This window comes from Sphingomonas ginsenosidivorax, from assembly GCF_007995065.1.
In the GTDB taxonomy this organism is placed as follows: Bacteria; Pseudomonadota; Alphaproteobacteria; order Sphingomonadales; family Sphingomonadaceae; genus Sphingomonas; species Sphingomonas ginsenosidivorax.
Genome location: NZ_VOQR01000001.1, coordinates 335413 through 346802 on the forward strand (window position 1 = coordinate 335413; position 11390 = coordinate 346802).

Genomic DNA, 11390 nt, shown 5'->3' on the forward strand with positions numbered 1-11390 from the left:
GTTACCGGCCGAGCAGGACCCGCGCCTGCCCGGCGATCTGCGCGAGCATCGCGGCGTTGGGCACGGCCGCGTGGCGCGCCCGGTCGATCACCGCCTTGAACTGCGCCACGCGCTGCGCATTGGCGAGCAGCCAGGTTTCGACCGCACCCTGCGGATCGGTCGCACCGCAGCGCGCCAGGAACTCCAGCCGCAATTGCTGGAAATCGCGCGCGAGGCCGGCGATCAGCAGCCGCTCCCACGGATCGGTCGGGCTGATCCGCGCGGCGTTGGCCTGCGCCCAGTCGAGCCCCAGCGCCTGCCCCAGATGCGTGAAGGCGCGGGTCAGCACCGCCTCGTCGAGCGCGAGTCGCTGGCCCAGATCGGCAAGCCCGACCGCACCGTCGAGCTCGAACAGCCGGACGACTTTCCGCGCCAGCTCAGCGGGGGCGCCGACCGCCTCCAGTTGCGCGGCGATACGCGCGCTCTGCGCGCTCGCCTCGGCGAGCAGCAGCGCCTTGGTCTGGCCGTCGAGATGCCTGATGCCCTTGGCAAGGCGTGCGAGCACTTCGCCAGGCCCCGCACCAGGGGCCGAAACCCGCAGCAGGTCGGCGATCTGCGACCGCGTCGCGACCGCGACTTCGTCGAACAGCGCGATCCGCGCCGCCTCGGGCATCGCCGTCGTCTCGATCTCCGCCCAGAGCGCGGGCAGGTCGAACAACCGCTCGGCCACGACGAACATCGCCGCGATGTCGCCCATCGCCGCGCCTTCCTCCTCGGCGAGCTCGAACGGGTAGAGCACGCCCAGGCGATTGACGATCCGGTTGGCGAGCTTGGTCGCGACGATCTCGCCGCGCAGGCGATGCTCGTCGATCGCGGTGGCGAACCGCTCGCGCATCGCCGCCGGGAAGGCGGCGTGCAGGTCCGGCTTCAGCTCGTCGTCGGTCGCGACCGCGCTGTGCTCGATCGCGTCCTGCAACGCGAGTTTGGCGGTCGCGAGCAGCACCGCGAGCTCGGGCCGGGTCAGGCCCTGTCCGTCCTGGCCGCGACGCAGCAGGATGTCGTTCGGGGCCAGCCCCTCGACAACGCGGTCGAGCCGCCCGGTGTTCTCGAAGATCTCGATGACGCGGACATAGCTCGGTACCGCGACCGCGCCGTCCGCCTCCGCGATCGACAGCGCCAGCGTCTGCAGTCGGTTGTCCTCGAGCACGATGTGCGCGACGTCGTCGGTCATCGACGCGAGCAACGTGTTGCGCGCCTCGTAATCGAGACGGCCCTCGATCACCTCGCGGTTGAGCGCGATCTTGATGTTCACCTCGTTATCCGAACAGTCGACGCCCGCCGAATTGTCGATGAAGTCGGTGTTGATCCGCCCGCCGCGCGCGGAGAACGCGATGCGCGCGGCCTGCGTGACGCCTAGGTTCGCGCCCTCACCGATCGCGGTGACGCGCAGGTCCTCGGCGTTGATCCGCAACCGGTCGTTGGCGGGATCGCCGACCGCGACGTTCGCTTCCGATGCCGCCTTCACATAGGTGCCGATGCCGCCGAACCAGAGCAGGTCGGCCGGCGCCTTGAGGATCGCGGTGATCAGTGCGCCGGGGTCCATCTCGGTCTCTGTGATGCCGAGCGCCGCCTGGACCTGCGGCGTCAGCTTCACGACCTTGGCGGTGCGCGCGAACACGCCGCCGCCCTCGGAAATCAGCGATGCGTCGTAATCCGCCCAGCTCGAGCGCGGCAGCGCGAACATCCGCGCACGCTCGTCCCAGCTCCCCGCCGGATCGGGGTTCGGATCGAGGAAGATGTGACGATGGTCGAACGCCGCGACGATCTTGAGCGTCTTAGAAAGCAACATCCCGTTGCCGAACACGTCGCCCGACATGTCGCCGCAACCGACGACCGTGATGGGTTGCGTCTGCACGTCGATGCCGCGCTCCGCAAAGTGCCGCTGGACCGAAACCCACGCACCCTTGGCGGTGATCCCCATCGCCTTGTGGTCGTAGCCGACGCTGCCGCCGCTCGCGAACGCATCGCCCAGCCAGAAGCCGCGCTCCAGCGCCAGCGCGTTCGCGACGTCGCTGAACGTCGCGGTGCCCTTGTCGGCGGCGACGACGAAATAGGGGTCGTCGCCGTCGAGGATCGTCACGTTGTCGGGATGGACGACTTCGCCCTCGACGATGTTGTCGGTGATCGACAGCAGCGAGCGGATGAAGATGCGGTAGCTCTCGGTGCCCTCCGCGAGCCACGCGTCGCGGTTGGCGGGCGAGGGGAGCTGCTTGGGATAGAAGCCGCCCTTGGCACCGGTCGGCACGATCACCGCGTTCTTGACGCGCTGGGCCTTCATCAGCCCGAGGATCTCGACGCGGAAATCGTCGCGGCGGTCGGACCAGCGCAGCCCGCCGCGCGCGACGGGCCCGGCGCGCAAGTGGATGCCCTCGACGCGGGGCGAATAGACCCAGACCTCGCGCCACGGCACGGGCGCGGGAAGGTTGGGGATCAGGTGGCTGTCGAGCTTGAACGCCAGCGCTTCGGCCGCGGCGGGCGTGAAGGCGTTGGTGCGCAGCGTCGCGGCCACCAGGCTGCGATAGGCGCGCAGGATGCGATCGTCATCGATCGCCGCGACCGCATCCAGCCCCGTTTCGATCGCCTGGTCGGCAGTGATCGCGTTGCCGGGATGCTTCGGATCATGCACCGCGTCGAACCGCGCGATCAGCGCGGCGGCGACGGTCGGCGCGCGACGCAGCGCATCGACGACCGTGGTCAGGCCGTAGGGCAGCCCCGCCTGGCGCAGATACCGGAACCAGGCGCGGAACAGGACGATCGCACGCGGCGCCATGCCCAGCTCGACGATCAGCCGGTTGAACGCGTCGTTCTCCGCCGCACCTTCCAGCACCGCGGCGATCGCGCCCTCCAGAACTTCGGCGTCGGTATCGAGCGCGGCGTCGTTGGCCTCCAGCACGAAGTCGTGGACGAAGGCGTCGCCGTCACCCTGCAACCGCGTCGGCAGTTCGCCAATCACGCGGAACCCAAAATTCTCCAGCACCGGCACCGCGTCGGACAGCGCGAGCGCGCCGCCCAGCCGGTAGATCTTCAGCTGGCGGTTCTCACCCGGCGCGCTGGCGATCAGGCGTACGCCGCGCGACTCCGGCCCCTCCAGCGCGGCGAGGCGCTGGATGTCCGCAGCGGCCTCGGCGGCGCTGCTGACGTTGCGATAATTTTGCGGGAATGCCGCAGCCCAGCGGAGCGCCAGACGCGCGGCGCGCGGCGCCGCGAGCGTATCGGCCAGCGCCGCCTCGACATCGGGGCCCCAGCCGCGCACCATCCGCTGCAACCGCAACGCGAGCGGCGCGACATCGGGCATGCGCCCCTCGCCACGCAGGTCGAGCGTGTAGCGGATCAGCGCGACGCCGCCATCCTCCAGCCCGATCGACCAGTTGAGCACGGTCGCGTTCGCGGCCTCGGCCAGCATGTCGCCGATCGCGACGCGGCGGCTCGTCGTCAGGTCGTCGCGCTGCAGCCAGGCGAACGCGAACAAATGCCGCTTCAGCGTCGACTGGACCAGCACCAGCGCGGGGCGGGGACGATCCGCCAGGCTCATCGCGGTCAGCACCAGCTCCTCGAGCGCAGGCGCCTCGAACGCGATGACCAAGTCGTGCGGCAACTGCGTCAGCGCGTGCGTCAATGCCTTGCCCGCATGGCCGCGCGGGTCGAAGCCGAATTTCTGCTCGAGCGACTTGAGCGCGGCGCGCAGTACCGGCACGTCACGCGGCGCCGTCGCCAGCGCGGCGCTGGTCCACAGCCCGGCATGGATCGACAGCCCGGTCACGGTCGTCCCCGTCAACACGGGCACGACCACGAGGTCGAGCGGCACCGCGCGGTGCACGGTGGAGATCAGGTTCGATTTCAGCAGCAGCGGCGCGGTCCCGCCGCGTTCGAACCATTCGATCGCGAGCGCGCGCGAGGCTTCGGCGAGGATCGGGACGCGGTGCTCCTGCCGCGCGATCCCGAGTGCGGCGCCACTGCTGCCGTCGCGGTGCCACAGCTGGTGGCCGAGCAGGGTCAGGCTGCCGTCGAGGAACCAGCGCAGCAGCGCGGTGCCCTCGTCGTCGGAGACGCCGACGATGTCCGCGGCCATCCGCGCCTGCATCGCACGCCAGTCGGTCACCGCGGCGCGCACATCGGCCAGCACCGCCGCGAGCTCGTCGAGCAGTCCGCGACGGTCGCGCGCGTCGGCGCGCTCCATTTCCAGGTAGATCATCGATTCGGGGGCGCCGTCGGCCCCAGCCGAATCGCCGATCGCGACGAGCGTGCCGTCGGCGTCGCGCTTGGTCGTGACGACAGGGTGGATGATCCGGTCGACCGCTATGCACTGCGTGCCGATCGCGGCGGCAATCGAATCGACCAGGAACGGCATGTCGTCGTTCACGATCGCGACGCGCATCCGCCGCCGGACATCGTCGGCGGCGATCGGCTCGATCGCGATCGCGGGCGCATGCCCGTCGCGCCGTGCCGCGGTGGTCGCGACGAAGGCCGCGGCGTGCGCGATCTCGTCGGTCCCGAAGTCCTTCAATTCGCCCGGAAGCGCGCGTTCGGTAAGCCGGGCCGCAAGGGCGTCGGTCAGCATCTGCATATGGTTCGCCATAGGCGGCGCCTATGCGCCCGTGGCGGGATCAGCTCAAGGCTTGTGGCAGGTGCGAAGGGCGCTTGTTGCGGTGCAAAACGTCAGCGCAGCGCGCGGACCGCCTGCCTGGCCAGGGCGGCATCGCCGGTGACCGATCCGAGGATGTCGAGCCCGCCATTCGGAGCCGCGCGCGCGACGAGAATGACGGTTTCGCCCACGGCCGCCTCGGTTTCCAGCGCGAGATGCGTGAGGACCGGCGGGATTGCCGGCGCCTTCTTGCGTCGCGGCTTGGCCGTCTCGGTTGCCGCGCGCGCGGCGGCGGCGATCGCCTTGATACCGCCGGGCGTGCGGCCCAGCAGTGGCGCCAAGCCGCCCATGCCGATGCCGATCCGGCGCGCATGCTGCAGCACGGTAGCGAATTCGGCGAGCCGGACGGCGTCATAGTCGGCACCGAACACCAGTTCGACGACCGGCGTCATCGGTGCGGCCGATGGGGCGGCGATGCAAGCGTCGGACAGGATCTCGGCATAATCCGCGACATTCGCGTCGGTCGCCAGGCTGAAATCGTGCGCGCGGCCGAGCGCACGGTACAGTGCGGTGCGGCGGCGCGTATCGGCGGCACGGACCTGCGCCGCGCTCTCGCGCGCCGCCGCCAGCTGGTCCGCGAGCGTGTTCGACGCCCCGAATTCGGCAGCGGACGGTTCGGGCGGCGCGAGTTCGGTCAGCAGGAATTCGTCGGGAGCGGATGCGCCGGGCGCTTCGGTCGCGATGACGGGCGCATGAACCGGAGCGGGGGCGGGCGGTGCCATCGACGATGCGACCGGCAATAGGGCCGGCGACGGCGCCGGCGCGGTTGCGGGCACCGGGTCGACGGACAGGCCGAAGCCGCCGCTCGGACCGTCGGCCCAGACCGGCGCGTCGACGTCGGTGCGGGGGATCGACCGCACCGCGGCGTCGAGTTCGGCATCCAGCGTCGCCTGCAGGACGTCGTCGACCAGTTCCTTCCAGTTGATCACGCCGAACAGGAAATCGATGTCGTCGCCGCTCGACGAGAACGGCATCAGGATTCCGCGATACAGCGTCGTGCAGCCGCGGCTGCCGACGAATTCCGCCTCGAACCCGATCGGTGCGCGGTTGGCGATGATCTGCAGATAATGGTCGGTCAGCCGCGACAGCAGCGACCGGCTCGGCACATCGGCGATCGACGTGATCGTGCCCTCGAGCGCGCATTCGGCACGCAGCGCCGCCCCCAGATAGGCGATGCCGGGATCGTCCACGCCGCCGCTGAAGTCGAGCAGGACGCTGTGCGGCCCGAAGTCGGTGATGCCAGCCGGATCGAGATCGCTGATCGACGGATAGGGACGCCCCTTCAGCAGCGACACCCAGTGGTTGTAGGCACGCACGTGCATCCGCCGCTCGTCGCCGCCGAGGTCGAACATCGCATCGTTCACGCCGGCGTCGGCCGAATCGGGGCCCGAGTCGCCAGATGAGTCGGCGTCGCGCTCGATCCGCTCGTCATCCAGCCCGCGTGCCGTATCCATCCGCTCGTCCCCACTTGATCGGCCACGCTTGTGCACCGCGCTTGGTAAACGAGCCGTAAATCGCCGGCCCGCGAAGCTCCGTACCCGAACCGTGCGCGAGGGCCCTTGTCAGCAATTTCCCGACCTGTTAGTGGCGCCCCCAGACGGACAGATGCCGTCGACATGCCGCTTTAGCTCAGCTGGTAGAGCATCGCATTCGTAATGCGGGGGTCACAGGTTCGAGTCCTGTAAGCGGCACCATCGACAAGTTGTTGGTTTAACTCACATTTTGCTCTCCCCGGTCGGGTTTGACGAGACACCGTTTCCGGTAACCTTCCGGTGCAAAGAGCCCGGCGCGAGCTTCCCGATTTCAGCGATCACGCTTTCCAAGGCTTGGACGACGCTCGGAAATTCGCCGATCGCGTAGACCTCGGTCTGGCTTCCGGCGCGGTGACCCATGAAGCCTTCGAGATCCCACTTCTCGGCGCCGCGGTTGCGGACGAGGGTGGCGAGGCTGTGCCGCAGGACGTACGGGCGCCACTCGCGGCCGGACGGCATGTCGAGGTTCGACAGCATCGTATCCCAGGCGCGGTCGACGTCCTGGATGGCGCGGCCGTGATAGTTGACCAGCCAGCCGTGGCCGGCGCGATCAGCCGGCTTGAGCGCCATGTACGTCGCGTATTCTTCGCGCAGCCAGCGACCGAGCAGGGGCAGCACGGGCAGCAGCGCGCGGTGCTTCTTGTTCTGTGTGCGCCCTTGCGGGTTGAGGTCGATCGTCGGCGCGCCCGGCCACCATTGCTGGCGGTCGGGGGCGACGTTGATGTCGACGACGGCACCAGGCCGAGCGATCGTGCAGACCGACGCGACCAGGAAGGCATGAAGCGAGCCGCGCTGCTTATCCGGCTCGGCCGCGTAGGCGAACATCTTCGCCAGTTCCTCCACGCCGATGCGGGTACGCCGTATGCGCTGCACCTGGCGGGCGGGGAGCGGCTTGTAGATCGGTCGCTTGTCGGAACGCGGCGGCTCGGCATTGGCGGCAGTGTGTTCGACATCGTGTCGGCTCCCGAAGGAAGTCGATGGCAGGCAATGCGGGCGGGCTGGATGCCGGCTGGCCATTGCGGGTGCGGTGAGCCCGAAGGCTCGATGTCGATGAATTCCGGCTCCGGTGCGTTTCCGGTGCAGACCGCTGTTGATGACGGATTTCTGCGGGCTAGAAGGCGCGAGGCTCCCCAGTTCCCCAAGCAGAAACGTTAGAAGTCCGGGATAAGGGCTTCGTTCGTAATGCGGGGGTCACAGGTTCGAGTCCTGTAAGCGGCACCACCTATACCAAGCGACAAGTCGTTGGTTTACCTCACATTTTCGTCACTCCGCTCTGAAGCAGGGCTTCCGGCTGTTCGGTGCGACTTCGGTGCAATGCACCTGGAGCGAGCCGTTCGAGGTCTGCCAGAATGCCAGTGAGAGCCGCGACGACGCTGGGAAATTCGCCGATCGCGTAGACTTCGGTCTGGCTGCCGTCGCTGTGACCCATGAAGCCTTCGAGATCCCACTTCGTAGCGCCGCGGTTGCGCGCGAGCGTCGCGAGGCTGTGGCGCAGGAGATACGACCGCCATTCGCGCCCCTTCGGCAGGCCGAGCTTCGTAAGCATGGTGTCCCAGGCACGGTCGACGTCCTGCACCGCGCGGCCGTGGTAGTTGACGAGCCACCCGCGCCCGACCCGGTCGGCGGGTGCCAGGTCCATTAAAGTCGCGTATTCCGCGCGCAGCCGGCGATCGAGCGTCGGGAGCACGGGCATGGTCGCAAATCGCCCAGTTGTTGCCGTTCACGAGCTAAACGATGCGCCCCGATTGCGGTCGTAGATGGGCGGTGGCATCTCCCGGTTATGACGGATGAGCAAAACCAGGTCGCGTGCCATGAGTGGCAGACGGCGCTCTACGAGGCGTCGTATCAATACTTCGTCGCTTTGAAGAAGCTTCACGAGACGAACCCTTGGCCCGAACACCCGGTGCTGGCGAACGCGATCAACACGTTGGCGACCGAGCTATGGGATCAATGCTTCCGAGCAACCAACATTTCAGCTGCGTTCCAGAGCGCCGTTGTCGGGTTGCCTGCCTACACGGCGGAAGACGACATCAGGCCGTAGACCGCTATCGCCCAATCCTTGCCGTTCAGGGGGACGCATGCCGCCCCCGATTGTGGACGCTCGTACATCCACTACAATGAGGTGGTGAGCATTGGATTGAAACAATCGGGAGCGTTCTACGGTTTCACCACGACGGACTGGTCGGTAAGCTAAGCGTCAACCGACCGACGTCGGACCCTCGTCGAAATAGCAGGCACTGAAGCGTATAAGATCACCTGCCGCGGCAAAGCTCAGTACAGGCCTTGTATGTTCGCGATGCGGCAAGCGTCGGAAAGTGCTTCCCGATAGTTCGTGGCTGCGGGCATTCTCGCAGCCTCGAGCGCGAAAAGGCGCTGATGTGGCCCAAATCGCAGCCGGCTTACGACACCGGCCCATGCGTCCAACACGCTACCCAGGTCCAGCGCCACGCCCCCCAACGACTTGATCCGCTGACAGTAAATTTTGCCCAAAATGCCCGCACCTACCAAGAAGAGTTGTCCGGGATAGGCCACCGAAAGGGTATCCATCACGCGATTGAAGCCATCCGGCCAATGCGGTTCGGTCACCTCGCCGGGATACTGGGTCTCCCCCCGCACGAACCACGATCGAACCTCATCGACGCCGAAGGTTTCCTGAATCGGTATTGCAAGATCGCGACAACCTACGAGCCCGACTACCGGGCGGTTTCGCAGTATTGGCGCCATCGCACCTGAAAGTTGCAGGTACCAATGAAGATTTGCGTCGACTAGCATTTGCTCTGGGCGAGGCCACTGCCACTTGCTCAGTGCACTAAAGACACGACGATAGCGTTCGTGCGCCCCGAACTGGAACGCGCTTGGCAGGCCCAGAATATCAGCTTGTTCGCAAGCCGACCGCAGTCCGTGCGAGATACGGTCAACGTCAGCTTGCCCGACCTGCTGATCTCCACACCAAATTCTTTGACTGTGGGCTACTTCGCTCTCATCAGCTAGCGGATCGTCCATAACAGTACCTTCGCTGTCACCGAGCCGTATCGCGGAGAATGCCCGTCCCGAACCGAGATGGTCGAGGATCTGACTGATCACCGCCTCGATCGGGGCCCGGTCCTGCAGCCACCACCGTGGTACGTCTTCAATGGCAGCAGGTTCTATCAAACATACGCTCCATGTGCGGCGATCGGGGCATTCTGGAGCTTCGTTCCGTTCTCATGCAATGTCTAGTTCGACTTAGCGTTGCGTCGTCCAAATCGCTGATGTTCCGAATTCTGACCCTTCCTCATCCGCCAGAAGCGGTCGACGAGATTTTGCTGCCCCGCCCCAACGAACGTCCGCTTACGCCGATCGCTGTCCGAAAGCAGACAGGCCGCTTCCCACCAAAATCGGACACAAGCGCTCGATCCGGGGGTGGGCGCCGATACCGGTTAGGGCCTCGCAACTGCGCCAATAATAAGATCAAGGATCCGCTGGCGTTCGGCGTCGGTCAGGCCGATCAGCACGCGACGCGCGTAGCGCGCTCTGCGCTGACCTGTAGCAGGCGCATCAGACAGACCCTCCTATTGGATGCTAGCGATTCGCGACGCGCGACCCCCAAAGCCGACCCATGCTTCGTCGGCGTTCGCGCCCGCCTTCAGGCTCTTTGCCATCCGGAGCTTGCGGAACATCTTTTGCTGGCGAAGCCTGCCCTTCTTCCCGCCGCGATCGGGCTTGGGTCGTCGCGGAGCGAACGCGACGCCTTCCGGGGCGCGCTGGGCAGCGATACGATCCGACTGGCTCTTGCGGATCTCTCGGCCGATCGAGCGCAGGAGACGCGCGCGCTCGGGCGCGGCGGTGCGCAACAGCAGATCTCGGCATAGCTGCTCGATCGGCGCGAAGTCATTCATCGTGGGTGACGATCTCGATCGCGCTGGCCGGATCTTCGATCAGGCCCGTCCATAGGATCGTGCCTTTGGGGACGCAGGGAAAGACGTCGAGCATGTCGGGTTCGGGCAGGTTGGTGACCTTCAGGCCATTCGGCAGTTGCTCGACGCGGACCAGCTCGGTGAGGTCAATCGAGATCGTGATGTCGCACGTCTCGGCATCGAGCAGTTCCGATTCAAACGTGAACGGTTTGCGGTCGGCCTTCTCGAATAGATCCGACTGGTTGCCCGCGATCCATAAGAGCAGAGGCACCAACAGGTTGTTGACGCTGCCGGCGAAGTCCTGCACCCAGATTGAAGCCGTGTACCGGGATCGCGCGTTGCCGGCGTCAGCGCGCCGCCTGCGATGTGGCGCGACGGCGCGTAATAGCGGATCTTGTAGAGCCAGCCGTAATTGACGTCCTGCAGCAGCGGGTAGGTCTCGATGTGGGTGGTGTCGGCGCGCGCGACGCCGTTCCAGCCGATCATGATCCGGTCGCGGCCCTGCTGCTTGGCGATGGTGTCGCGGTAGAGCGTCTGGAACTCGGGCTTGTGCGCCCACATGTCGAGCTTGCCGTACTTGATCGCGGTGTCGCTGTTGGTCTGCGCGCAGAAATAGCGGCCATCTTCCTCGACCAGCTCTATGGCTATCAGGAGGCATGGTTCGCGGCGCTGTCGTTCCGCACGCGCATGATCCTGAAGTCGCGCCAGATCGGCGCGACCTACTATTTCGCGTTCGAGGCACTGATCGACGCGATCGAGACGGGCCGGAAGCCACCATGGAGATTATCTGATGTCGAAGCGGACAGCCGCCACGCGCCGCATGGCGCGCTCCGAGGCGCGCGACGCGTCGGCCGGCGCGATCGAGGCGACCGCGGCGCCGTCGTCGTCGGTGCAGGCGTTCAGCTTCGGCGATGCGGAGTCGGTCACTTCCGCAACCTCTTCATTCATGCGCCTGCCGGCAAGGAACACGGCATCAGGGTCGTGCCGATCGCCGAGGTGGGCGCCAAGGACGAGTTCCTCGGCATCAAGACCGCGACGCAGGCCGACGTCCTGGCCGCGCACCGCGTGCCGCCCCAGCTGTTCGGGATCGTGCCGGCGCAGGGCTCGGCGTTCGGCAACCCGACCGATGCGACGTCGATGTTCTTCGAGCTGGAGATCCAGCCGCTGCAGGCCGTCTTTGCCGACGTGAACGCGGCGCTCGGTATCGAGGCGTTCCGCTTTCGGGAACGGATCGCGCCCGCAAAGGGCAAATAGGTTTCGCGTCCGGCAGAGCCGGGCGGG

The 11390-nt window shown here is 66.8% G+C and carries 9 protein-coding genes, 1 tRNA gene and 1 pseudogene; 3 read left to right on the forward strand and 8 right to left on the reverse strand.

Annotated features, from left to right (window positions below; all coding sequences use genetic code 11):
* Window position 1 precedes the first annotated feature (1 nt).
* Complete coding sequence (locus FSB78_RS01435) at window positions 2-4615, reverse strand: NAD-glutamate dehydrogenase (RefSeq protein WP_147079347.1); 4614 nt, start codon at window positions 4613-4615, stop codon at window positions 2-4.
* An 80-nt stretch (window positions 4616-4695) separates the two neighbouring features.
* The gene (locus FSB78_RS19375; RefSeq protein WP_242007911.1) at window positions 4696-6135 is read right to left on the reverse strand and encodes a PAS domain-containing protein; all 1440 of its coding nucleotides are present in this window, start codon (window positions 6133-6135) and stop codon (window positions 4696-4698) included.
* A 164-nt stretch (window positions 6136-6299) separates the two neighbouring features.
* Here FSB78_RS19375 and FSB78_RS01445 point away from each other — a divergent pair.
* Window positions 6300-6375 (forward strand) — tRNA-Thr (locus FSB78_RS01445).
* A 21-nt stretch (window positions 6376-6396) separates the two neighbouring features.
* Here FSB78_RS01445 and FSB78_RS01450 read toward each other — a convergent pair.
* A complete protein-coding gene (locus FSB78_RS01450) occupies window positions 6397-7230 on the reverse strand; it encodes a site-specific integrase (protein ID WP_242007913.1) in 834 nt (277 codons plus the stop codon).
* Between the two features lie 235 nt (window positions 7231-7465).
* Window positions 7466-7906 (reverse strand): site-specific integrase, encoded by a 441-nt coding sequence (locus tag FSB78_RS01455; protein WP_147079349.1) that lies wholly within the window; start codon window positions 7904-7906, stop codon window positions 7466-7468.
* A gap of 87 nt (window positions 7907-7993) precedes the next feature.
* Here FSB78_RS01455 and FSB78_RS01460 point away from each other — a divergent pair, with 87 nt between their 5' ends.
* Window positions 7994-8254 (forward strand): hypothetical protein, encoded by a 261-nt coding sequence (locus FSB78_RS01460; RefSeq protein ID WP_147079351.1) that lies wholly within the window; start codon window positions 7994-7996, stop codon window positions 8252-8254.
* A 230-nt stretch (window positions 8255-8484) separates the two neighbouring features.
* Here FSB78_RS01460 and FSB78_RS01465 read toward each other — a convergent pair whose 3' ends face one another.
* From FSB78_RS01465 to FSB78_RS19380, 4 genes and pseudogenes are all read right to left on the reverse strand, one after another.
* Window positions 8485-9297 (reverse strand): GT-D fold domain-containing protein, encoded by an 813-nt coding sequence (locus FSB78_RS01465; protein ID WP_147079353.1) that lies wholly within the window; start codon window positions 9295-9297, stop codon window positions 8485-8487.
* A gap of 467 nt (window positions 9298-9764) precedes the next feature.
* A complete protein-coding gene (locus FSB78_RS01470) occupies window positions 9765-10091 on the reverse strand; it encodes a phage virion morphogenesis protein (RefSeq protein ID WP_242007915.1) in 327 nt (108 codons plus the stop codon).
* Window positions 10084-10416: a phage tail protein gene (locus FSB78_RS19025; protein WP_158637947.1), complete on the reverse strand. Its 333-nt coding sequence runs from the start codon at window positions 10414-10416 to the stop codon at window positions 10084-10086. Before FSB78_RS19025 ends, FSB78_RS01470 begins: the two co-directional genes overlap by 8 nt.
* Window positions 10417-10520: 104 nt before the next feature.
* Window positions 10521-10835: pseudogene (locus tag FSB78_RS19380) on the reverse strand (P2 family phage major capsid protein); the annotation flags it as partial.
* Here FSB78_RS19380 and FSB78_RS19810 point away from each other — a divergent pair.
* Window positions 10797-11363: a terminase large subunit domain-containing protein gene (locus FSB78_RS19810; protein ID WP_479685472.1), complete on the forward strand. Its 567-nt coding sequence runs from the start codon at window positions 10797-10799 to the stop codon at window positions 11361-11363. The pseudogene FSB78_RS19380 and the gene FSB78_RS19810 sit on opposite strands and share 39 nt — an antisense overlap.
* The last annotated feature ends 27 nt before the right edge of the window (window positions 11364-11390 follow it).